The 21,415-nt window shown below is 69.5% G+C and carries 22 protein-coding genes and 1 pseudogene; 14 read left to right on the top strand and 9 right to left on the bottom strand.

Annotated features, from left to right (window positions below):
• Positions 1-41 precede the first annotated feature (41 nt).
• A complete protein-coding gene (locus AB0C30_RS20490) occupies positions 42-1,061 on the top strand; it encodes a LacI family DNA-binding transcriptional regulator (RefSeq protein ID WP_357945959.1) in 1,020 nt (339 codons plus the stop codon).
• Here the strand turns inward: AB0C30_RS20490 and AB0C30_RS20485 are convergent, their stop codons facing one another.
• Positions 1,062-2,705 carry a glycoside hydrolase family 43 protein gene (locus tag AB0C30_RS20485; protein ID WP_357945957.1) on the bottom strand — a complete coding sequence of 548 codons (1,644 nt, stop codon included), beginning with the start codon at positions 2,703-2,705 and terminating at the stop codon, positions 1,062-1,064.
• A gap of 136 nt (positions 2,706-2,841) precedes the next feature.
• Here AB0C30_RS20485 and AB0C30_RS20480 point away from each other — a divergent pair, with 136 nt between their 5' ends.
• From AB0C30_RS20480 to AB0C30_RS20455, 6 genes and pseudogenes are all read left to right on the top strand, one after another.
• Positions 2,842-4,191 (top strand): extracellular solute-binding protein, encoded by a 1,350-nt coding sequence (locus tag AB0C30_RS20480; RefSeq protein WP_357945955.1) that lies wholly within the window; start codon positions 2,842-2,844, stop codon positions 4,189-4,191.
• Between the two features lie 51 nt (positions 4,192-4,242).
• Positions 4,243-5,175 (top strand): sugar ABC transporter permease, encoded by a 933-nt coding sequence (locus tag AB0C30_RS20475; protein WP_357945952.1) that lies wholly within the window; start codon positions 4,243-4,245, stop codon positions 5,173-5,175.
• The gene (locus AB0C30_RS20470) at positions 5,172-6,062 is read left to right on the top strand and encodes a carbohydrate ABC transporter permease (RefSeq protein ID WP_357945949.1); all 891 of its coding nucleotides are present in this window, start codon (positions 5,172-5,174) and stop codon (positions 6,060-6,062) included. The genes AB0C30_RS20475 and AB0C30_RS20470 overlap by 4 nt, the downstream gene beginning before the upstream one ends.
• Before the next feature lie 7 nt (positions 6,063-6,069).
• Positions 6,070-8,301 (top strand): alpha-xylosidase, encoded by a 2,232-nt coding sequence (yicI, locus tag AB0C30_RS20465; protein WP_357945946.1) that lies wholly within the window; start codon positions 6,070-6,072, stop codon positions 8,299-8,301.
• Positions 8,302-8,326: 25 nt separating this feature from the next.
• Positions 8,327-9,769, top strand: a complete 1,443-nt coding sequence (locus AB0C30_RS20460) for a GH1 family beta-glucosidase (protein ID WP_357945944.1) — start codon at positions 8,327-8,329, stop codon at positions 9,767-9,769.
• 106 nt (positions 9,770-9,875) lie between these two features.
• Positions 9,876-10,490: pseudogene (locus AB0C30_RS20455) on the top strand (zinc-binding dehydrogenase); the annotation flags it as partial.
• Here AB0C30_RS20455 and AB0C30_RS20450 read toward each other — a convergent pair.
• The 3 genes from AB0C30_RS20450 to AB0C30_RS20440 all read right to left on the bottom strand — a co-directional run bounded on the left by AB0C30_RS20450 (position 10,436) and on the right by AB0C30_RS20440 (position 11,127).
• Positions 10,436-10,591, bottom strand: coding sequence for a hypothetical protein (locus AB0C30_RS20450; RefSeq protein WP_357945941.1), 156 nt, complete (start codon positions 10,589-10,591; stop codon positions 10,436-10,438). The pseudogene AB0C30_RS20455 and the gene AB0C30_RS20450 overlap by 55 nt on opposite strands.
• A 93-nt stretch (positions 10,592-10,684) precedes the next feature.
• Positions 10,685-10,864: a hypothetical protein gene (locus AB0C30_RS20445; protein ID WP_357945939.1), complete on the bottom strand. Its 180-nt coding sequence runs from the start codon at positions 10,862-10,864 to the stop codon at positions 10,685-10,687.
• Between the two features lie 29 nt (positions 10,865-10,893).
• Entirely contained in the window at positions 10,894-11,127 is a 234-nt protein-coding gene (locus AB0C30_RS20440) for a cation transporter (protein WP_357945936.1), read from the bottom strand.
• Positions 11,128-11,367: 240 nt separating this feature from the next.
• Between AB0C30_RS20440 and AB0C30_RS20435 the strand changes: the two genes are divergently transcribed.
• Positions 11,368-12,294 (top strand): helix-turn-helix transcriptional regulator, encoded by a 927-nt coding sequence (locus AB0C30_RS20435; RefSeq protein ID WP_357945933.1) that lies wholly within the window; start codon positions 11,368-11,370, stop codon positions 12,292-12,294.
• A gap of 68 nt (positions 12,295-12,362) precedes the next feature.
• On the opposite strand, the gene AB0C30_RS20430 is transcribed toward AB0C30_RS20435, so the two are convergent.
• Entirely contained in the window at positions 12,363-13,139 is a 777-nt protein-coding gene (locus tag AB0C30_RS20430; protein WP_357945930.1) for a hypothetical protein, read from the bottom strand.
• A 112-nt stretch (positions 13,140-13,251) separates the two neighbouring features.
• Between AB0C30_RS20430 and AB0C30_RS20425 the strand changes: the two genes are divergently transcribed.
• Positions 13,252-13,467, top strand: coding sequence for a hypothetical protein (locus tag AB0C30_RS20425; protein ID WP_357945927.1), 216 nt, complete (start codon positions 13,252-13,254; stop codon positions 13,465-13,467).
• 71 nt (positions 13,468-13,538) lie between these two features.
• Here the strand turns inward: AB0C30_RS20425 and AB0C30_RS20420 are convergent, their stop codons facing one another.
• Positions 13,539-14,384, bottom strand: coding sequence for an alpha/beta hydrolase (locus AB0C30_RS20420; protein ID WP_357945924.1), 846 nt, complete (start codon positions 14,382-14,384; stop codon positions 13,539-13,541).
• Between the two features lie 163 nt (positions 14,385-14,547).
• Positions 14,548-15,150: a CGNR zinc finger domain-containing protein gene (locus AB0C30_RS20415; protein WP_357945921.1), complete on the bottom strand. Its 603-nt coding sequence runs from the start codon at positions 15,148-15,150 to the stop codon at positions 14,548-14,550.
• A 109-nt stretch (positions 15,151-15,259) separates the two neighbouring features.
• On the opposite strand from AB0C30_RS20415, the gene AB0C30_RS20410 reads away from it, so the two are divergent.
• The 4 genes from AB0C30_RS20410 to AB0C30_RS20395 all read left to right on the top strand — a co-directional run bounded on the left by AB0C30_RS20410 (position 15,260) and on the right by AB0C30_RS20395 (position 17,369).
• On the top strand, positions 15,260-15,712 hold the full coding sequence (locus AB0C30_RS20410; RefSeq protein WP_357945918.1) for a VOC family protein: 453 nt from the start codon (positions 15,260-15,262) through the stop codon (positions 15,710-15,712).
• 31 nt (positions 15,713-15,743) lie between these two features.
• The gene (locus AB0C30_RS20405; protein ID WP_357945915.1) at positions 15,744-16,628 is read left to right on the top strand and encodes a pyridoxamine 5'-phosphate oxidase family protein; all 885 of its coding nucleotides are present in this window, start codon (positions 15,744-15,746) and stop codon (positions 16,626-16,628) included.
• 24 nt (positions 16,629-16,652) lie between these two features.
• The gene (locus AB0C30_RS20400) at positions 16,653-16,844 is read left to right on the top strand and encodes a ferredoxin (RefSeq protein WP_357945912.1); all 192 of its coding nucleotides are present in this window, start codon (positions 16,653-16,655) and stop codon (positions 16,842-16,844) included.
• Positions 16,845-16,913: 69 nt separating this feature from the next.
• Positions 16,914-17,369 (top strand): nuclear transport factor 2 family protein, encoded by a 456-nt coding sequence (locus tag AB0C30_RS20395; RefSeq protein WP_357945909.1) that lies wholly within the window; start codon positions 16,914-16,916, stop codon positions 17,367-17,369.
• Between the two features lie 20 nt (positions 17,370-17,389).
• Here the strand turns inward: AB0C30_RS20395 and AB0C30_RS20390 are convergent, their stop codons facing one another.
• Both AB0C30_RS20390 and AB0C30_RS20385 read right to left on the bottom strand, forming a co-directional pair.
• Positions 17,390-20,074: a LuxR C-terminal-related transcriptional regulator gene (locus AB0C30_RS20390; protein ID WP_357945906.1), complete on the bottom strand. Its 2,685-nt coding sequence runs from the start codon at positions 20,072-20,074 to the stop codon at positions 17,390-17,392.
• 78 nt (positions 20,075-20,152) lie between these two features.
• Positions 20,153-20,680 carry a carboxymuconolactone decarboxylase family protein gene (locus AB0C30_RS20385; protein WP_357945903.1) on the bottom strand — a complete coding sequence of 176 codons (528 nt, stop codon included), beginning with the start codon at positions 20,678-20,680 and terminating at the stop codon, positions 20,153-20,155.
• Positions 20,681-20,737: 57 nt separating this feature from the next.
• Between AB0C30_RS20385 and AB0C30_RS20380 the strand changes: the two genes are divergently transcribed.
• The gene (locus AB0C30_RS20380; protein ID WP_357945901.1) at positions 20,738-21,412 is read left to right on the top strand and encodes a GNAT family N-acetyltransferase; all 675 of its coding nucleotides are present in this window, start codon (positions 20,738-20,740) and stop codon (positions 21,410-21,412) included.
• Positions 21,413-21,415 lie beyond the last annotated feature (3 nt).

Raw genomic sequence — 21,415 nt, 5'->3', positions numbered from 1 at the left:
CGGGCAGGCCAGGGCGTCGTGGTGGAAGCTGAGTGAGGGACATGAACCGGGCACCAGGCATGGTGGATGTGGCACGCGAAGCCGGCGTGTCGCACGTCACCGTGTCCCGTGTCCTGAACGATCACCCGTCGGTCCGGCCGGAGACCCGGGCCCGGGTCGAGGCCGCCATCGAGAAGCTCGGCTATCGCCGTAACAGTGTGGCCCGCGCGCTCAAGAGCCGCCGGTCCTCGACGATCGGCGTGGTCCTCGCCGGGGCCGAGCTGTACGAGCTGCCCCGCGTCCTGCGTGGCGTACAGGCCGCGGCGCAGCGGGCCGGATACTGGCTCAACCTGGCCGCCTGGCAGGGCGGCACCACCAAGGACCTGACCGAGACGCTGCAGCGGCTCACCGACCAGGCGGTGGAGGCCATCGCGGTCATCGCCGACCGGCCCATGGTGATGGACGCCCTGGCCGACATCGTCACCGGCGTGCCCATGTCGGTGATCATGTCCGGCAACGTGCCCAACCCGGATGTCGGCTTCGTCGAGCTCGACCAGGAGCTCGGCGCGCGGCTCGCCGTACGCCACCTGCTGGAGCTCGGGCATCGCCGCATCGTTCATCTGACCGGCGCGCTGCGCACCTTCGACGCCCGCGAACGCGTCGAGGGCTGGCGGGCCGCGCTGGCCGAGACGCCGGACGCGCACGGCGAGCTGCTCGAGGGCGACTTCACCGGCAACAGCGGCTACCGGCTGGCCCACTACCTCGTCACCCGCAGTACGGGCGAGCTACCGACGGCGATCTTCGCCGGCAACGACCAGGTGGCCATGGGGGTGCTGGCCGCCTTCGCCGAACTCGGCGTCAAGGTGCCCGACGACATCTCGCTCGTCGGATTCGACGACATCGCCGGCGCGGCGTACCTGGTGCCCGCGCTCACCACGGTCCGCCAGGATTTCGTCGGTCTCGGCGAGCGGTCCATCCAGCAGGTGCTGCGCATGATGAAGGGCGAGCCGGCCTCCTCCGAGCGGATCGCCCCCGAGCTGGTGGTCCGGCGCAGCACAGCGCCGCCCCGGCCGCCGCGCTGACTAACCCGTCGTCCGGGGCACGCTGGTCTGCTCGGCGTGGGGCTGGTAGTCGAACCAGTGGGCGTACGCCCGTCCGCTGGCGGAGCGGCCGTTGCTGGTCGCGTACAGGCCGAGGTACACCCCGACGAACCCGCCCGCCCGCTCGGTGCTCAGGCAGGATCGCTCGACGTCGCCCAGGCTGATCCACTGCCCGGTGTCAGGTTCCCTGAGGCGAAAGGCGTAGCGGGCCTCGTCTCCCTCGACCGCCAGCACCACGTCGCCCGTCGCCACCGGTAGGGACGCCAGGCGGGTGCTCGTACCGGCCTGGCGTACGGTCAGCACCACCTGAGACCGCCCGCCATCGTCCACGGTGAGGGCGAGTGTGGCGTGGTGGTCCTGGTTCTGGAAGACGGCGAGTCCGGCCTCTTCCGCCGGATGCGCCGCGGAGAAGCTGATGTGTGTCCGCGCGTCGAAGCGGACATGCTGCTGGCGCCGCCCCAGGAAGGTGGGCACGCCGGTGGAGGCGAGCGACTCGGCGGCGAGGACGAGGCCGAGACCGCCCCCGTCGGCCGAGGGTCTGACGCGGTCGTCGACGGGTCCCCGGAGGCTGTTCCACTCCAAGCCCAGCACCGGCGCGTCGAAACGCACCCGGCCCGCCACCACAGCGGCACAATCGCCCAGCCCGGCAGAAGCGCCATCGCCCGATCCCGCAGAGGCACCATCGCCCAGCCCTGCGGTGGCGATCGACGGCAGCCGTTCCGACAGCCGCACGCCCCCCGCCTCCGGCGCGAAGACCGGCCCATGAGCACCCCAGGCGACGGGCACCAGGAACACCTCGCGGCCCAGCGTGTGCGTCCCCTCGATCGGCCGGACCCCGAGCGCCACGGCCCAGGTCTCGCCGTCGGGGGTGTCCACCAGGTCGACGTGGCCGACGTTCTGGACGGGCTCGGCCGAGCCGCGGTGCCGGTGGGTCAGCAACGGGCTGCGCGGATCGGTGACGTACGGGCCGGTGATGGCACTCGAGCGGGCCGCGGTGACGCTGTGGTTGCTCTCGGTCCCGCCTTCGGCGGCGATCAGGTAGTACACGCCGTCACGCTTGTACAGGTGGGGTGCCTCCACCCACGCCCCGCGTACCGCGCCGTGCCACAGCACGTGGGTCGGGCCGACGAGCTTGAGCCGGTCGAGGTCGAGCTCGCGCATCCACAGCTCGCCGGGGCCGCCGCCGGTCGGCTGGCGGGCGTCCCGGCAGGCGGTGAACCAGCACCGGCCGTCGTCGTCGAAGAACAGCGACGGATCGATGCCCTCGGCCTCCAGCGGCACCGGGTCCGACCACGGCCCGGCCGGGTCGTCGGCGGTGACGACGAAGGTGACGCTGCCCTGCCGGTTTCTGGCCATGGTGGAGACCACGTAGAAGGTGCCGTCGTGGTGGCGGATGGTCGGCGCCCAGATCCCGTCGGAGACGTCCAGGCCCTCCAGCGACAGCGGGCTCGGCCGGTCGAGCACGTGCGTGAGCTGCCGCCAGCTCACCAGGTCCCGGCTGTGGAACAGGGGAATGCCCGGGAAATAGGCGAATGATGAGGTGACCAGGTAGAAGTCCTCACCGGCCCGGCAGATCGACGGGTCCGGATAGCAGCCGGGCAGAACCGGGTTGCGGAAGGTGGGCACGGGGGTGGACTCCGAAGCTGTGTCGGCTCTGTTACGAGCAGGGGGGTTGACAGGATGACAACGTTAACATCAGGTTAGTTCCCAACGCACGACCCGGCATTCCGCCGTGGTGCACCACCCGTCCGAGGAGACCGTGATGACCCCACCGACCCCCCGACCGCGCCGTCGCTGGACGATGGCCGCCGCGCTCGCGGTCGCCCTGACGGCGACCGTGGCCGCCTGCTCGTCCGGCGACACGCCCTCCTCGGGCACCTCGGGCACCGAGGCCGCCAAGGGCCCGGTCACGCTCCAGGTCTGGACCTGGAACCTCAAGGGCAACGATCCGCGGGCCAAGGCGATCATCGACAAGTACCACCAGGAGAACCCGAACGTCACCGTCAAGCTGTCAGAGGTAGGCGGAACCGCCGACACCGCCTCCAAGCTGCTGGCCGCCGACCAGGCCGGCGACACCCCCGACGTGGTGCAGGTGGAGTACCGCGGCCTGCCCGCCCTGGTGGTGGCCGGGGCCGTCAAGGACGTCACCGCCGACGTGGCCGGCGTCAAGTCCGGCATCGAGCCCAACATCTGGGCCCTGACCACCTTCAACAACCAGGTCTACGGCGTGCCCCAGGACATCGGGCCGATGATGTTCACCTACCGCAAGGACCTGTTCGACAAGTACGGCGCCAAGGTCCCCACCACCTGGGCCGAGTACGCCAAGGCGGCCGAGCAGATCCACAAGAAGAACCCCGAGGCCTACATCGCCAGCTTCTCCGCCGCCCAGCTGGAGTTCTTCGCCGCGCAGGCCGCCCAGGCCAGCGCCCAATGGTGGAGCAACGACGGCAAGGCGTGGAAGGTCGGCATCGACAGCGAGCCGTCGCTGAAGACCGCCGACTTCTGGGAGGACCTCGTGAAGCGGGACCTGGTCAAGGTCGAGCCGCTGCTCACGCCGGAATGGAACGCTCAGGTCAACGACGGCAAGCTGCTGAGCTGGGCCGCCGCCGCCTGGGCCCCCAACGTGATCCACTCGGTGGCGCCCGACACCGCCGGCAAGTGGGAGTCCGCGCCGCTGCCGCAGTGGACGGCCGGCGACCCCGCCGTCCCGTTTCTGGGCGGCTCCGCCTTCCTGGTGCCGGCCAAGTCCAAGCACGCCAAGGAGGCCGCGGCCTTCGCCGCCTGGCTCGGCGCCTCCGACGAGGGCTCCAAGCTGCAGCTCTCCCTCGACATCTACCCCGGCGGCAACGCCGGCCGCCAGGCGACCCTGAGCCACGAGCCGCCCAAGCTGATGCCGCAGCAGAAGGACTTCTACCAGGTCGCCGACCAGGTGATCAAGAACACCACCATCCCGGTGACCTGGGGACCCAACGTGAACGTGTCGCAGACCGCGTTCGGAGACGCGCTCAACAAGGCCGCGCTCAACAAGAGCTCCTTCCGCGAGGTATACAAGGCCACGCAGCAGGCAGTCGTCGCCGACCTGGAGAAGTCCGGCTACACCGTCACCAAGTAAGACGCCGAGGGCCCGTCGGGGCCCTCGGTCCGACCCCATCCTGGATGTCTCATGCCCGCCAACCCCGCTGGCCGGCGCTCGCGCCTCCGCTTCCGCGGCGCCGCCACCCCGTGGCTGTTCGCCACGCCCGCGATCGTGTTGTTCACCCTGTTTCTGATCATCCCGATCGGTTACGCGATCTACCTGAGCTTCCGCGGCTTCCGCATCGACGGCGGCGGCGCGTTCGGGCGGCGGGTGCAGACTTTCGTCGGCTTCGACAACTATCTCGCCGCGCTCACCGATCCCGAATACGTCGCCGGGCTCGGCCGGGTGCTGCTCTACGGCCTCATCTCCATTCCCAGCGTGCTGGGCCTGGCGCTGCTGTTCGCGCTGCTGCTGGACACCCCCAGGGTGCGGGCGCGCGGCTTCACGCGTACCGCGATCTTCCTTCCGTACGCGGTGCCCGGCGTCATCGCCAGCCTCCTGTGGGGCTTCCTCTACCTGCCCAGCACCAGCCCGCTCAACTACCTCGCCAAGCAGTTGCACGCCGGGCCGCTGGACTTCTTCAGCTTTCCCACCTTGTACTTCTCCCTGGCCAACATCGCGCTGTGGTCCGGCGTCGGCTTCAACATGATCATCATCTTCACGTCGCTGCGCGCCATCCCCACCTCCATCTACGAGGCGGCCCGCATCGACGGGGCCGGCGAGCTGCAGATCGCCTGGCGCATCAAGATCCCCCTGGTGGCGCCCGCGCTCGTGCTCACCGGCCTGTTCTCCGTGATCGGCACCCTGCAGTTGTACAGCGAGCCGGCCACGCTGCGGCCGATGTCGACCACCATCAGCTCCACCTGGGTGCCGCTGATGAAGATCTATCAAGAGGCGTTCATGAACGACAATCTCGGCGGGGCCGCCGCCGCCTCCGTCGTCCTGGCCGTGGGCATCCTGGTCCTGTCCATGTTGCTGCTGCGCTTCTTCCAGCGCCGTACCTTCGGGGACAACGCATGAGCGCCGCCCTCCAGAGCCGCACCGGTGATCGCCAGTTCCGCAGGCGCCGCGCGGGTGCGGCGCGGCGGCCACGGCTGGCGCTGATCGTGCTGCTGCTCGGCGCGCTCTACTGTCTGGCCCCCGTGGTCTGGGTGGTCGCCGCCGCCTCGAAGACCTCGCGCGAGTTGTTCACCACCTTCTCCTTCGCCCCCGGCAGCGGGTTCTTCGACAACCTCGCCAACCTGAGCGCCTACGGGGGCGGCCAGTTCTGGCAGTGGGGGCTCAACTCCCTGCTGTACGCCGGGCTCGGCGCGGTCCTGTCCACGCTGGTGTCGGCCATGGCCGGTTATGCCCTGGCCAAGTTCCGCTTCCGGGGCAGCCAGGTCCTGTTCTCGGTGATCCTCGCCGGTGTGCTGGTGCCCGGCATCGTGCTGGCCGTTCCGCAGTATCTGCTCATGGCGGCCGTCGGCCTGGCCGGGACCTACTGGTCCGTACTCCTGCCAGTGATCATCAACCCGTTCGGCATCTTCCTGTGCCGGGTCTTCGCCAACGCGGCGGTCCCCCAGAGCACGCTGGAAGCGGCCCGTCTGGACGGCGCCGGCGAGTTCCGTATCTTCGGCGGCATCGTGCTGCCCATGATGACGCAGGGGCTGGTGACGGTGTTCCTGCTGCAGTTCGTCGGCATCTGGAACAACTTCCTGCTGCCCTTCATCATGCTCTCCGACCAGGACAAATACCCCATCACCCTCGGCCTGTACACGTTCATGGGCAAGGGCGCGGGCGACGGCGACCTGTACTCGCTGGTCATCATGGGCTCGGCCGTGTCCGTCATCCCGCTGATCATTCTGGTCCTGGTCCTGCAGCGCTTCTGGCGCGCCGACCTGCTGGCCGGCGGATTGAAGGGATGATCCACTAATGAAGTTCACCGACGGTCTCTGGCAGTTGCGTCCCGGCGTCACCGCGCTGTACGCCGCCGAGGCTCACGACATCTGGGCGGAGGACGGGACGGTCACGGTGACCGCGCCCACCACCGTCATCCACCGCAGGGGCGACACGCTCAACCGGCCGGTGCTCTCGCTGACCCTGTCGTCACCGCTGCCGGACGTGATCCGCGTACGCGTCGACCACCACGTGGGAGGCGGCGAGGAACGCGGCTTCGAGCTGCCCGGCGCCGAGGACGGCCACGGCGTCGTCAAAGCGGACGACACGAACGGGGCGACGCTCACCAGTGGGGCGCTGAGCGCGACCATCGCGCCCGGAGCCCCGTGGAACCTGTCCTTTCACGGTGACGGACGCCCGCTGACCGCCAGCGGCCACAAGTCCATCGGCTACTTCCGGCTCGCCGAGGACGCGCACGTCGATTCGGCGCCGGTCGGCGCCGCCCGCTCCTCCGTCCACCTCGCCCAGCAGCTCTCGCTCGGCGTGGGCGAGGTGGTGTACGGGCTGGGCGAACGCTTCGGGCCGCTGGTCAAGAACGGCCAGACCGTGGAGATCTGGAACGCCGACGGCGGGACCTCCTCCGAGCAGGCGTACAAGAATGTGCCGTTCTACCTGACCAACCGCGGATACGGCGTCTTCGTCAACCATCCCGGGCATGTCTCGTACGAGATCGGGTCGGAGGCGGTGCAGCGCGCGCAGTTCTCGGTCGCGGGAGAGAGCCTCGAGTATTTCGTGATCTACGGGCCGACGCCCAAGCGGATCCTCGAACGCTACACCGCGCTCACCGGCCGTCCGGCCCACCTGCCCGCGTGGTCCTACGGCCTGTGGCTGTCGACCTCGTTCACCACCGACTACGACGAGCGGACGGTGACGTCCTTCATCGACGGCATGGCCGAGCGCGACCTGCCGCTGTCGGTCTTCCACTTCGACTGCTTCTGGATGCGCGAGTTCAACTGGTGCGACTTCGCGTGGGATCCGCGCGTCTTCCCCGACCCCGAGGGCATGCTCGCCCGCCTGCGCGCGAAGGACCTGCGCGTCTGCGTGTGGATCAACCCCTACATCGCCCAGCGCTCGCCGCTGTTCGCCGAGGCCGCCGAGCGGGGCTTCCTGCTGAAGCGTCCCGACGGGTCGGTCTGGCAGTGGGACCTGTGGCAGCCCGGCATGGGGCTGGTCGACTTCACCAATCCCGACGCGACCCGGTGGTTCCAGTCCAAGCTGCGCGCACTTCAAAAGCAGGGAGTCGACGCTTTCAAAACCGACTTCGGAGAGCGCATCCCGCTCGACGTCGCCTATTTCGACGGGTCCACGCCCGAACGGATGCACAACCTCTACACCCACCTCTACAACACGGCCGTGTTCGAGGTGCTGGAGGAACAGCGCGGCCGGGGCGAGGCGGTGCTGTTCGCGCGATCGGCGACCGCCGGCGGCCAGCGGCTGCCGGTCCACTGGGGCGGCGACACGGGGTCGAGCTATGAGTCCATGGCGGAGACCCTGCGCGGCGGCCTGTCGCTCGCCTTCTCCGGCTTCTCCTTCTGGAGCCACGACATCGGCGGCTTCGAGGGCACCCCGGATCCCGGCGTCTTCAAGCGCTGGGTAGCCTTCGGGCTGATGTCCTCCCACTCGCGGCTCCACGGCTCCTCCTCCTACCGCGTGCCCTGGGCCTTCGACGAGGAGGCGGTCGAGGTGACCCGGCTGTTCACGAAACTCAAGCTCCGCCTGATGCCGTACCTGTTCCAGGTGGGCCTCCAGGCCCACGAGAGCGGGACGCCCGTCATGCGGCCGATGGCGATGGAGTTCCCCGAGGACCGCAACGTCACCCACCTCGACACCCAGTACATGCTGGGCCCCGACCTGCTCATCGCGCCGGTCTTCAGCCCAGACGGTACGGTCGAGGTCTACCTACCGGACGGCACGTGGACGAACCATCTGACGGGCGAGCGCGTCGAGGGCGGACGCTGGCGCACCGAGACGCACGGCTTCACCTCGATGCCGATCTACGTACGCGAAGGCGCCGTCCTGCCCATCGGGGCCAGGGACGACCGGCCGGACTACGACTACCTCGACGGCCTGACCCTCCGCGTGTACCCGGGACCGGACGGCGAGACCACCCTCACGGTCACCGACCAGGTGTTCACCATCACCCGCTCCGGTGGCCAGGTTTCCATCTCTTCTTCCCTCGCCTCCGGCTGGACCTACGAACTCGCCTGACAGCGCCACGAAACGAGGATTCTTCATGACGCCCAACCGCGACGACTACCGCGAATCCGGCCTGACCTTCCCCGCCGGCTTCCTCTTCGGCTCCGCCACCGCCGCGTACCAGATCGAAGGCGCGGCCGACGAGGACGGGCGCGGGCCGTCCATCTGGGACACCTTCTCCCGCACGCCCGGCAAGGTGTGGAACGGCGACACGGGAGACGTGGCCGACGACCACTACCACCGCCTCGAAGAGGATCTCGACCTCATGAGCGAGCTCGGGCTGGAGGCCTACCGCTTCTCGATCGCCTGGCCGCGCATCCAGCCCACCGGCCGCGGCCCGGCCAACCCGAAGGGGCTGGACTTCTACAGCCGCCTCGTCGACGGCCTCCTCGCCCGCGGGATCACCCCCGTCGCCACCCTCTACCACTGGGACCTGCCCCAGGCGCTCGAGGACGAGGGCGGCTGGACCGACCGCCGGACTGCGTACGCCTTCGCCGACTACGCCCGTATCGTCGGCGAGGCCCTGGGCGACCGCGTCGCCGTGTGGACGACCCTCAACGAGCCCTGGTGCTCGGCCTACCTCGGCTACGGCTCGGGCGCGCACGCCCCTGGCCGTACCGACGGCGCCGCGGCCCTCGCGGCGGTGCACCACCTCAACCTGGCGCACGGCCTGGCCGTCCAGGAGCTGCGGCAGGTGGTCACCAACGCGCCCCAATACGCGATCACCCTCAATTTCCACGTCCTGCGGGGCGAGGGTGACGACGGCGAGGAGGCCGTGCGCCGCATCGACGCCCTGGCCAACCGCGCCTTCACCGGGCCGCTGCTACGCGGTGAATACCCGGCCGACCTGCTCAAGGACACCGCCGGCGTCACCGACTGGTCGTTCGTCCACGAGGGTGACCTCGCGGTCATCCACCAGCCGCTCGACCTGCTCGGCGTCAACTACTACTCGACCACGACCGTACGTCTCTGGGACGGCGTCAGCCCGCGGCAGAGCAACGACGGCCACAAGGACATGGGCGGCTCGCCCTGGCCGGGGGCCGACCAGGTGGAGTTCGTCGCGCAGGCCGGACCGTACACCGACATGGGCTGGAACATCGATCCGGGCGGCCTGGAGGAGCTCCTTCTCCACCTGCACGCCGAATTCCCCGGCCAGGCCCTCATCATCACCGAGAACGGCGCGGCCTTCCCGGACGAGCTCACCGTCGAGGCCGACGGGACGCGGGCCGTGCACGACGCTCTGCGCACCGATTATCTCCGGCGCCACTTCGTGGCCGCCCACCGCGCCCTCCAGGGCGGCGTCGATCTGCGCGGGTATTTCGTGTGGTCCCTCATGGACAACTTCGAGTGGGGGTACGGCTACTCCAAGCGGTTCGGCATCGTGCACGTCGACTACGACACGCTCCGGCGTACCCCGAAGGACAGCGCGCACTGGTACCGCGACCTCATCACCGACCGCACCATCCCGGCGCTGCCGTGACTTCGCGGCCGTCCCCCGCGAGAGGGCATCGGCTCGACCGGTTCAATCGGTCGAGAGAGCTCGTGGGCGGGAATCCGTCTCCTGCGCGGCCGCCCAGGACGCGAGCAGGCGCAGCGCCAGCCTCCTGGCCGCGTCCGATGTGCTGGGCACCGGCTGGTTCGGCGCGATCGCCGCGCAGGCCGCCCCTGGCAAGACGGTCGTGGTCGTCGGCGACGGCGCGGTCGGACTGCTCGCGGTGCTGGCCGCCAAGCAGCTCGGCGCGGAGCGGATCATCGCGATGAGCCGCCACGAGTCCCGCCAGCGGCTCGCCCGCGACTTCGGCGCGACGGACATCGTCACCGAACGCGGCGACGAGGGCGTAGCGATGATCAAGGAACTCACCGGCGGCCTCGGCGCCCACTCGGTCATCGAGGCCGTCGGCACTCAGGAGTCGATGATGCAGGCCATCCGCTCCACCCGCCCCGGCGGCCACGTCGGCTACGTGGGCGTCGCCCACGACGTCGCGCTGCCCGGAGAGGAGCTGTTCTTCTCCCATGTGCACCTGCACGGCGGGCCGGCCCCGGTCCGTCAGTATCTGCCCGAGTTCGTCGACCTGATCTTGGACCGCCAGATCGACCCCGGCAAGGTCTTCGACCTCGAACTACCGCTCGAACAGGCCGCCGAGGCTTACCAGGCCATGGACGAACGCCGCGCCATCAAGGTCCTCCTGCACGCCCGGTAGACGTCGGCCACTCCGGGCGCTCCCGTGATCAGGACCATCACGGGGCCGCTGCCATGGGTCTCGTAGTAGAGGCGGCCCCCTGGGACTTCGAGAGTGCTCATGCGCTGTGGACTCCTCATCAGCTCTGCGCGTTTTGCGATACATAGTGCATATACCAGATTCACCTTGTCCACTTGGAGCGACAGAGCGGTCGCTCACCAGGATCCGATCTCGAAAGGCCGCTGGGCGGCAACCTCCGAGGGCAGTTCGGTCGCCGCCTCCAGCGCATACAGGCAGAACATGACCAGCTCGTCCGTCGGCACGTCGTCGCGAACCTGACCGGCCCGGCCGGCGGCGGCGAGCGCGTCGCGCAGCATGGCCTCGAGCCGCCACACGTCTGCGTGGTGACAATCCACGCAGCACATCACGTTGCCACGACGTCGCAACCGGCCGCTTCCATGGCGGCCCGCACCTCCAGCTCGTTCACGGGACCGTCGGTCAGGATGCTCACCCGAGATTGCGCCGGATCGACGTCCACCCCCACAACTCCCGGCACCTGGATGAGCTCCGCCTTGACGGCGCCAAGGCAGTGCGCGCACGTCTCCGGCGTCAGGCCGGCGACACGATAGGCGACAAGGCTGTACGCAACGGTGATCAATGGGATTCCTCCTCGTTCGCGGCGATGATGTTTCGCCTCACTCCCCGATCGTGCTGCAGGCCAGGGTGCTTGTGGAGGGTGCGAGAGATTCCGAAGTAGGACATGGCGGAAATAAGAAACTCTTTGCCGACAAAGGGGCTGATATGCCAATGTGCAGGATTGATCCAACACGGAGGGAGCCGGGTGGGCAGCGGGGCATTTTCCGGGGACGACGACGTTGCGCGCTCTCTGTACGCCCGCATGCGCCAGGGAGGCGAGTCGCTTTCCGAGGCCGCGGCGAAGCTGAGCCTGACAGCGGCGGACATCGATCGGGCCCGCGACGAGCTCACCCGGCTCCACCTGCTGAACCCGGAGACACAGGCCGCCGCCGACCTGACCGCCGCGCTCAATCGCAGCCTGCAAGGCAGCCATCGCATGCTCGACGACCTCGTCGAGCAGCACGTCAAGATCGCCAAACTGGCCAAGCACTACCTCGGCCTGCCCGAGCGGACGGACAACCACGCCAACATTGAGTATTTCCCATGGCCCGACCACCGCCGGCAACTGCACGACCGGCTCAGCGAGCTGTCCGAACTGGCCGAACACGAGGTGCTCGGCATGCATCCGATCGCTGTCTGGACGCGTGAATCTCTCGACGCGGGCCTGGCGCGCAGCGAGGCGAACATCCGCAACGGCGTACGGGTGCGGAGTCTGCACGCCCAGATCGCCATGTCGAACCCGCTGATCCGCGAGTACACGGTGCGGTGGCGGGAGTTGGGCATTGAGATACGGGTCACCCCGGTGATCCCCACACGCATGGTCATCTACGACCGTACGACCGCCGTCGTCCAGACCGACCCTGCAGACCTGAACGCCGGCACTGTCCTGATCCGAGGCGCCGGCGTGGTGAAATCCCTCGCGGCGATCTACGACTACTGCTGGACGACCGCCTCCGAGCCCGAGGACGTGCCCCGCTCCGCCGACGGCTCCTCACTCACCGAACAGCAGCAGGCGGTGCTGCGCATGCTGGCCGCCGGCGTGAAGGACTCCGCCATCGCCCGCAGCATGGGCGTCTCCACCCGTACCGTCACCCGCGTGGTGGGCGAGCTGACGGTGCTGCTGGGCGCGGGCAGCCGCTTCCAAGCAGGCGTCCGAGCGGCCCGGCTCGGCTGGCTCGACACCCACTGACCGCACGCCGACGACCTGCGGCCCCGTACGGGAGCGGCGAGGCACCGTCCGGGCCGATCGTCACTCCGTCAGTCGCCCAGAATCTGGGCCGTGGGCTGGGGCTGCTGCCACATGTCGCGGCCGTTGCTCCACAGCTCGGCGGCATGGTAGGCGAACCGGTCGAACAGGCCGTCGTCCTGGCACCGCCTCAGGTGCAGCATGGGCGAGTCATGCCCGACCAGCTTGGCCAGATGAGGCGTGACGAGCATGTCCGAGTCGAACCGGAACACACTCATGGCGATGTGCGCGTCCCCGTACCGCGCCTCGATCCCGGGAACGTCGCGCAGCTGCTTGATCTCCGACAGCGTGATCCGGATACGCGTGGAGACGGTCAATGGGACATTCTCCACTTCCTCACGGCTGCGCGTGACGTCACTCTCCGGGTCGCCGACGAGAAACCGGATCTTGCAACCCTGCTGAGCCTTCCGTTTGAGGACCTTTGCCAGGTTCGGGTGTTCCAGCCAGAGGAAGTAGTTCGTGTAACCGGCGAACACCATCTCATTTCGCGCAGAGTTGATGAGGTTGCGCCAAATTGATGTCGGGCATGCCGAACGATACGGATAAGTGGTCAAGACTTCCTTGTCCGGCCCCATTTTCACCGCATTGCGAATTGCGTCTGGCCATAGCACGGCTGTCTCAACTCCTAGTGCCTCTGCGGCGGCCCACTGGTGCCGCAGGTGCGGGACACGAGTCTCGTCCTGCAGCCAGCGTTCCACCGTCTTGACGTCCACGCCACACCGGTCGGCCAAATTCTGGTTCGTGACCTGGGCGTTCAGCATGGCGCTGTGTAGGGCGACGTTAGCCACGGGACACCTTGGGGTGGAGGACGCCAGGGACGTTTTGAGCGTAACGCCATAACGTCCTGGACGTCTAAATAACGCGGTTGGTTCGTCGCTCTTCAGTAAGCACGCTGACCACATGTTCACGCCGGTAATTCTCGAAGACCTCCAGGAGACTTTTCCTGGTTGGCGCATTTGGCGCAGTTCCGCAGGACGCCTCTGGGCAACTCGAAACGGCCGACACCTATCGCCGTACGAGGTGGATCACGGCCTCTACCAGACGGTCGATGCCGACGATATCGCCCAACTCGCCGAGCAGTTGAGGGAGCAGGACGCCGTAGACCGAGCACTGTGAACACTTTCTACGTCGAACACTCTCTACATCGAACACTCCCTACGTCGAACACTCCCTACGTCACGAGCACCTCAACGGCCCGGCCCAGCGGCGTCTGCGGTCGTACCCGCCAGGAATCGGACGAGCAGTCCGCGGGTCTCCTCGGGGCAGTCGTCGTGGAGTGAGTGTCCGCCGCCCGGCACGGTGCGGACTTCGGCCTGGGGCAGGCGTGTGACGAACCGCCTGGCAAGGCTCGCCGGGAAGTAGCGGTCCCGGTCGCCCCACAGCAGCAGGACGGGAGCTCGTACCAGGTGGAGGTCCCTTTCGGTGGCCGCCCAGGTCACCGAGCGTTCCACCCGCAGGACGTCGTCGAGCCGGGACGATCGCATCGTGCGTACGAGGTCGTCGATCCGGTCTTCGGGAACACGGTCTCGATAGGCGAAGGACTTGATCAGCATGTGCCGGACCGAGGGCCGCAGCAACCGGCGAAGGACCAGTTCGCCGACGACCGGAAGCCGGGCGAGGCGGAATTCCCACGCGTCCTTGACGTCCAGGCCGCCGGGAGCGATCAGGGCCAGGCGGGTCACGGTGTCCGGGTGGAGTTCGGCGAAGCGCAGGGCGAAGCCGCCGCCCCAGGAATGACCGACGATCGCCGTACGCCCGAGGCCGACAGCATCGAGAAAGTCCCCGATGAGACGCACCACTCCATCCACCCCCAGGGAGAGACCGCGGTCGAGGATCTCTGTGGCGCCCTGCCCGGGCGGGTCCAGGGCATAGACGGTGTGGCGCTGGGAGAGGACCGGGATCAGGTCCTGGAAGGTGAACCGCCAGCCGCCTGCTCCCGGCAGCAGGAGGACAGGCGGACCGCTTCCGGCTCGCGCGTAGTGAAAGCGGGCCAAGGCCGTCTCCACGACCACTCCGGCCGCATCGTCCGGCATGGATCGACCACTGCTTTCGGCAACGGACACGGCCCCTCCAGTAAGCCACTAACTCGAACATCGGTGTTCAAGTTAATCGCAGAACGGGCGGGACGTCGAGGCAGGTGGCGGGTTGGGCTTCTCGATCGACGCCAGGCCGACTATGCGCCCAGGGTCATGACCCTCAGCCCTCGGCCCCCTGCCGCACCTTGGCGTAGTGACGGGCGGCTCGCGCCCGGTTGCCACAACCGGGCGAGCACCACTCACGCCGTGCGGTGTCGCGGACGAAGTACAGCACGCAGCCCGGACCATGACAGGCGGACAACTGCTCACGCAGTGGCCCGGCGAACAGGTCGATGGCGTCTTCGGCCAGTGCGGCGAGGGCAGCCGCTACGGGACGGCCCGCGGCGCGCACCGTCGTGTGCGGCTCAGGGGTGGTGCGCAACTCGCGCCAGCGCGGGGTCAGCCCCGCGTGACGATTGAGGGTCGCGACGACGTCGGGCTCGGGCTCACGGTCGTTCACGGCCGCGGCGGCGAGGGCTCGGACAGCGTCTCGGAGCTCTCTGGCGAGGCGCAGATCACCGTCGGTCACACCCTGAATGTCGGCATCGGCGAGTGCGACCGCGAGGCGTGGGCGCATGTCGCGCAGCCAGGCCGCCAGATGCTCGACGCTCCGCAAGCCATCCTTGCGGCGGCCTCTCACCGCGTACGTGGTGTTGCCGAGTTCGATGGACGGCGGTCCACCGAGAAACGGAGCGCCGCCATCCGCGAGGTGTGCCACTTCCACTCTTCTAACGCTATCTCCGGCTTGACACCGTTACAAACCACGCGCCATATTCTAATGGTTCGCCGAGCGGTGAACCGTGAGAACGACACCTTCACACTGGAGATCCCGTATGAGCACACTGGCCCTGCAGACCGGGCACGTCGGCCTGAACGTGACCGACTTGCCGCGTTCCATCGCCTTCTACCGCCAGGTCTTCGACTTCGAGGTCATGAGCGAGCGGACCGACGGCGACCGCAGATTCGCCCTCCTCGGCCGCGACGGCACCCTGCTGGTCACGTTGTGGCAGCAGAGCGGCGGTACGTTCGCCACCGACCGGCCCGGCCTGCACCACCTGTCGTTCCAGGCGCCCGACATCGAGGCGGTTCGTCGCGCCGAGGCCACCTTGCGGGAGCTCGGCGTACAGCCGGCCTATGACGGGATCGTCCCGCACGGCGAGGGCTCGTCGTCCGGAGGTGTCTTCTTCGCCGACCCGGACGGCATCCGCCTGGAGATCTATGCGCTGAGCGGCGCCGACACCGCGCCCGCGCCCACGCCGGGCGCACCGACCTGCGGCTTCTTCTAGCAGAGGCGCCCGCGCCGGAAAGGGATCCCTCATGCTTCACCAAGGCGAACACGCAGTACAGCGCCGCGCCGGTCTGAGCACCGACGGCTTGGGATCAGCCGGCGTGCGGGCGACCATCCCGTCAGTGGCGGCGGAGTTCCTCAGCCGGCAGCGCCTGATGGTGCTCGCGGCCGCCGACGGCACCGGCGCGGCCTGGGCCGGCGTGCTCACCGGCCCGCCCGGCTTCGCCACCGCCCCCGACGACCGTACCGTCATCGCCGACCGGCTTCCCGGCACCGGCGATCCGCTTGCGGACCTCTTCGACACCGAGCGGCCGGTGGGCATGCTCATGATCGAGCCGGCCACCCGGAGACGGATGCGGGTCAACGGCCGCGCCCGCCGGCACGGAGATCAGCTCCTGGTACGCACCGAACAGGTGTACTCCAACTGCCCGAAATACCTTCAAACCCGCGCCTACATCGACGACTCACCCTCCGCACGCAGGACAGCATTCGTCACCGGCGAGCTCACCACCGGTCAACAGCAGTGGATCGCCGCGGCCGACACGTTCTTCATCGGCACTTATGCGGCGGGGCTCGGGGCCGACGCCTCACACCGCGGCGGCAACCCCGGCTTCGTCGCAGTGACCGGAAGCCGCCGGCTGACCTGGCCCGACTACGTCGGCAACTCGATGTACATGACGTTGGGCAACCTTGAGCTCGAGCCGCGCTGCGGGCTGCTGTTCCTGGACTGGGAGAACGGTCACACCCTGCACCTGACCGGCCGCGCCCGCGTCGACTGGGACCAGGAGCGGGCGGCCGCGGTGCCCGGCGCGCAACGGCTGATCGACTTCGACGTCGAAAGAGTCATCCAGATCGCCGGGGGCCTCCCCCAGCGATGGTCCTTCGACAAGTACTCCAGGTTCAATCCCGCCTGAACGTCCCGCATCTGAAAGAGACCCATGCGCGTCCGTGTCGACATGGCCCTGTGCCAGACCCACGCCCAGTGCGTGTTCGCCGCCCCGGAGGTCTTCGCCCTCAGCAACGATGACGAGCTGGTGTACGACGCCATGCCCGCCGACGCCCATGGGCCCGCCATCGAGGAGGCGGCCCGCGCCTGCCCCGTACAGGCGATCTACCTGGACGGGAACTGACTCGGGTAGCTGATCGGGGTAGGGCACTGGAACACCCACCTACCGTGACCTGCTGACCAAGGAGCACAAATGACCCGTCCACCCTTCCCGCCCTTCACCGCCGAGACCGCGCACGCCAAGGTGCAGGCCGCTGAGGACGCCTGGAACACCCGCGATCCGGAGCGCGTGGCACTCGCCTACACGCCGGACTCGACCTGGCGCAATCGCGACGAGTTCGTCACCGGCCGAGCGGAGATCATCGCGTTCCTGACCCGCAAGTGGGCCAAGGAACTCGACTACGCGCTCCGCAAGGACCTCTGGGCGTTCACCGGCGACCGGATCGCCGTCCGTTTCCAGTACGAGTGCCACGACGCCGACGGGCGATGGTGGCGCAGCTATGGCAACGAGCTCTGGGAGTTCGACGCCGATGGGCTGATGCGACGGCGCGAGGCGAGCATCAACGACCTCCGGATCACCGCCGAGGAGCGCCGCATCTTCGGCCCACGCCAGGCCGGTGATCAGGGGATGTCCATTCCGCTGGCATAGGCCCAGGACTGCCGCCTGCCTCACTGCACGCCGCCGCCAACGGGCGCCTTCTGCAGAACTACCAGCCGCGCCAGATCCGTACGGGAGCCGATGCCCAGCTTCGGATAGATCTTGTACAGGTGATACTCGACCGTGCGCGGGCTCAGGAAGAGCTGGGCGGCGATCTGCTTGCTCGACAACCCATCGGCGACCAGTCCCGCGATACGCAGCTCCTGCGGGGTCAGCGCGTCGAACACGGCCGCGGGCGGGGCCTGCCCGCTCTCCCCCGCCGCCCGCAACTCCTCCTGCGCGCGCCGCGCCCACGGCCGGGCGCCCGCCCGTTCGAAGGTCTCCCACGCCGTCCGCAGATGCGCCCGCGCCTCGCCCGGCCGCTGCGTCCGGCGCAGGCGCTCACCCAGCAGCAGAGCAGTCCTGGCCGCCTCGAACGAGTTGGTGTGCAGCCGCAGCGCCTCGCCGAAGGCGTCCTCGGACGACTCGACCAGGCCCCGGCAACGGGCCAGCAGGGCGTGCGACTCGGCCGTAGCGGCGTGCGTCGACCACTGCTCGTACGCGGTCAGCACCGCCCGGGCGCCCGCCTCGTCGCCCGCGCCCACGGCGGCCTCGACGCGGTCCGGGGCCGTCCGCCACACCACGGTCGGATGCCCGGCGCCCGGCCCTGCCGCGGTGATGGCCGCGAACCGGTCGTGCGCCGCCGCGAACCGGCCCAGGCACAGGTCGAGCAGCGCCAGCGCGTACGACGCGACGCCCGCGCGCAACCCGACCCGGTGCGGAACAGCGATGGCCAGCGCCTCGCGGGCCTGCCGCTCGCAGGGCTCCTCCTCGCCCCGCAGCGCCGCCACCACCGCCAGGTTGGCCAGGTGCGCGGCCACCGTGTTCTCGTACCCGGCCTCACGAGCCAGCTCCAGGCCCTCCTCGGAGACGGCCTGGCTGCGCGCCAGCCGCCCCGCGATCCGCTCGGCCGTCGCCACGAACTCCAGCACGACCGGCAGCTGGCCGCTCATCCCCGACACTCTGGCCACCCGCCCAGCCCGACCGGCCATCTCGGCGGCCAGGTCTCCCTCGCCCAGGTAGCTGGCCGCGGCCGCCGCCCACAGGTACTCCGCCGCGTCCTCCAGCTCACCGACCCGGGCCAGCGCCCGCCGCAGCAGGCCCGGCCCGGCGGCGTCGCCGTCCAGCGTCAGGCCGATCCCGGTCACCGTGTCCCGCAGGAAGCCCTCAGGATGCGCCGCGGCCCGCCGGCCGAGCTCGGCGATGGCCGCCGTGTCGCCGACGTACGAGGCCGCCTCCACGGCATCGGCCAGCATGTCCAGGCTCTCACCCGCCGCCAGGATCCGTACGGCTTCGGCGGCGTTGCCCGAGTTCAGCTCGAACCGGCCCCGGAGCTGGGCGATCTCCATGGCGAGCATGGCGTCCCCGTCGGCCCGTTCGCGCGCCTCGGCCAGCAGCGACTCCGCCTGTCCCGGGCGGCCGCCGAGCCAGGCCGCGACGGCGGCGTCCTTCAGGCGGACGGCACGGGCGCGCGGCTCGGGGGTCAACTCGGCGGCCCTGGCCAGGGCGGTGGCGGCGGCGCCGTACCCGCCACGGTCACGCGCCCGCTCCGCGGCGGCCACCAGCGCGGCGGCGACCTGCTCGTCCTGGCCCAGGGCCGCTTCGGCCAGGTGCCAGGCGCGGCGGTCATCCGAGGCCAGCTCCGCGAGAACGGCGTGCACGCGGCGGACGTCGGCGGGGGCGGCCGCCTCGTACACGGCGGATCGGATGAGCGGATGACGGAAACGCACGCTCGTGCCCGACACCCCGGCCAGTCCGGACTCCTCCAGCTCGGCCAACGCCACCCGCGTGCTCGTATCGGGCCGTATCGCCTGCTCGGCGAACAGCCGGTCGGTGGCGCGCAGGACGAGGTCGAGGCCGGCCTCGACGGCGGCGGCCAGGGCGACCAGCCGGGCGGGGGCGGACAGCGCGGCCACCTGATCACCGAAAAGGCGGGCACCACCGGGCAGCGGGTCGGGCAGCGGTTCGCGCCCGGCGAGCTGCGCGCGCGTCAGGCGAGCGGCGACCTCGCCCAGGGCGAGCGGGTTCGCGCGGGTCAACGTGACAAGCTCGCGTGCCACCTGGGCGGGCAGCACACCACAGCGGGACTCCAGCAACTCGGCCGCGGCGGACTCGGACAGGCCGCGCACGTCCATCGTCAGCGGCACACCCTTGACAGCGGCGTCCCCGCGCACGGCGAACAACATCGCGATCCGTTCCGTCCCCAACCGCCTGGCGGCGAACAGCAGCGCGTCGGCCGACGCCCGGTCCACCCACTGGAAGTCGTCGACCACGCAGATCAGCCCGTCCGGCGCGGCGGCCTCGGCCAGCAGCGAGAGCACGCCGGCCCCCACCAGGAACCGATCGCCGACACTGCCCGCGGCAAGCCCCAGAGCCGCGCTCACAGCCACGCGCTGCGGCTCGGGCAGCGCGTCCAGCGAGCCGGTCACCGGCCACAGAACCTGGTGCAGCGCCGCGAACGCGAGGTCGGACTCCGACTCAACGCCAGTGGTCCGCAACACCCGCATCCCGCCACCGCGCGCGGCCGCCGCGTCAAGCAGGGCGGTCTTGCCCGCCCCCGCCTTGCCGCGCAACACCACCGCACTCCCGACGCCATCACGGGCCCGCGCGATCACCTCGTCGAGTGCGCTGATCTCCACAGATCTTCCATAAAGCACAAATATCCACTGTAGGAGGCCGCCATGCCGCCCCGGTCCGCCAAGCGGCTGCGAGCCCGGCCTCGCCCGTCAGGCGAGCTACGCGATCTCTTCTGCCGGCTCCAAGCCCACCAGGAGGTTGAAAGCGCCGGTCAGGAGATTGAGGGCGACGACGCCCACGATCTCCGCCACGATCCGGTCACTCCAGCCATGCGCCCGCACCTCCGCGACGTCCTCATCCGTGATGGCCGACGGCTCGGCCAGCACGCGTACGGCCAGGGCGATGAGCGCCGCCTCCCTGGCGTCGGTGGACGTGCCCTGCCGGGCCAGCGCGATGTCGCTCTCGCTGAGCCCCGCCGCGCGCCCGCCCTCGGCATGGGCCTGAAGGCAGTGGCCGCAGCCGATCCATTCCTGTACGGCGAGCGAGATCTTCTCGCTGAGCGCGCGCGGCAGCTTGACGCGCTTCATGGCTCGCGAGAGGTCCAGGTATCCCTGCAGCAGCGCGGGTGAGTGGGCCATGGTGGCGACCATGTCGCCCACGCCGCCCCTCCTGGCGATGATGTCGTTCAGCAGCTCTCTGGATTTTTCCGGCGCCTCAGCGGGATCGAGGGGGGCCAACCGTCGCATATGTCCTCCTAAAGATTCTCGGATACCCTACCCCCCTAATGTATGAAGGGGAAGGCGATGGAACGACGGCTCATGGAGCACCTGTCCTGCTGGCTTGGCGGCCGGCCTGCCACGAGCGGGCTGGACATCATCGGCACGCCCAAGCGCACCAGCCCAGGATGGGACGGCAAGATCCACCCGGTCATGGGAGTCGCAAGCCCGGAGGGCGGCGTGTTGTCGGTCCCGGCCGAGCACGCCGCGACCGTGGCCGAGCAGTACGCCAAGGACGACAAGGACCTCACCGCATTGGGACCACGGATCCCCGGCCTGGTCGGCTTTCCCGAGCGCGGCTGGTTCACCGCCGTCTATCGGTGGACCACACACCCACCGCCTTTCCCTGACGCAGGCGTCTGGGTGCCCGCCGATTCCCCGGAGACCCCCGACTGGCTGCGGCCTTTCGGCGGGGACGTCCTGATCGCCACGGATCCGGCAACCGGAGAACACCTGGCGGGGGTGGGGATCAAACGACACGACGCCCACGGGCACGAACTCGCCGTCGTGACCGCCCCCCAAGCACGCGGCCGTGGCCTGGCGCGCAGGCTCGTCGCCCAGGCAGCCCGGCGGGTGCTGGACGAAGGCGCGGTCCCCACCTACATGCATGATCCCGCGAACCACGCCTCCGCCGCGGTCGCCGAGGCGGCGGGCTTCGGCGACCTGGGGTGGCTCGCCTTCGGCGCGACCGAGACTCGCTAGCGC

Origin of the sequence: Nonomuraea sp. NPDC048901, from assembly GCF_040649695.1 — a bacterium.
Lineage (GTDB): Bacteria > Actinomycetota > Actinomycetes > Streptosporangiales > Streptosporangiaceae > Nonomuraea.
This window is presented reverse-complemented; position numbering and strand designations above follow the sequence as displayed.

Bases quoted from the DNA above. Each gene is read 5' to 3' on its own strand.
- AB0C30_RS20490 (WP_357945959.1), top strand. From the start codon at position 42: ATGAACCGGGCACCAGGCATGGTGGATGTGGCACGCGAAGCCGGCGTG.
- AB0C30_RS20480 (WP_357945955.1), top strand. From the start codon at position 2,842: ATGACCCCACCGACCCCCCGACCGCGCCGTCGCTGGACGATGGCCGCC.
- AB0C30_RS20475 (WP_357945952.1), top strand. From the start codon at position 4,243: ATGCCCGCCAACCCCGCTGGCCGGCGCTCGCGCCTCCGCTTCCGCGGC.
- AB0C30_RS20470 (WP_357945949.1), top strand. From the start codon at position 5,172: ATGAGCGCCGCCCTCCAGAGCCGCACCGGTGATCGCCAGTTCCGCAGG.
- yicI (WP_357945946.1), top strand. From the start codon at position 6,070: ATGAAGTTCACCGACGGTCTCTGGCAGTTGCGTCCCGGCGTCACCGCG.
- AB0C30_RS20460 (WP_357945944.1), top strand. From the start codon at position 8,327: ATGACGCCCAACCGCGACGACTACCGCGAATCCGGCCTGACCTTCCCC.
- AB0C30_RS20450 (WP_357945941.1), bottom strand. From the start codon at position 10,591: ATGAGCACTCTCGAAGTCCCAGGGGGCCGCCTCTACTACGAGACCCAT.
- AB0C30_RS20435 (WP_357945933.1), top strand. From the start codon at position 11,368: ATGCGCCAGGGAGGCGAGTCGCTTTCCGAGGCCGCGGCGAAGCTGAGC.
- AB0C30_RS20425 (WP_357945927.1), top strand. From the start codon at position 13,252: ATGTTCACGCCGGTAATTCTCGAAGACCTCCAGGAGACTTTTCCTGGT.
- AB0C30_RS20420 (WP_357945924.1), bottom strand. From the start codon at position 14,384: ATGCCGGACGATGCGGCCGGAGTGGTCGTGGAGACGGCCTTGGCCCGC.
- AB0C30_RS20410 (WP_357945918.1), top strand. From the start codon at position 15,260: ATGAGCACACTGGCCCTGCAGACCGGGCACGTCGGCCTGAACGTGACC.
- AB0C30_RS20405 (WP_357945915.1), top strand. From the start codon at position 15,744: ATGCTTCACCAAGGCGAACACGCAGTACAGCGCCGCGCCGGTCTGAGC.
- AB0C30_RS20400 (WP_357945912.1), top strand. From the start codon at position 16,653: ATGCGCGTCCGTGTCGACATGGCCCTGTGCCAGACCCACGCCCAGTGC.
- AB0C30_RS20395 (WP_357945909.1), top strand. From the start codon at position 16,914: ATGACCCGTCCACCCTTCCCGCCCTTCACCGCCGAGACCGCGCACGCC.
- AB0C30_RS20385 (WP_357945903.1), bottom strand. From the start codon at position 20,680: ATGCGACGGTTGGCCCCCCTCGATCCCGCTGAGGCGCCGGAAAAATCC.
- AB0C30_RS20380 (WP_357945901.1), top strand. From the start codon at position 20,738: ATGGAACGACGGCTCATGGAGCACCTGTCCTGCTGGCTTGGCGGCCGG.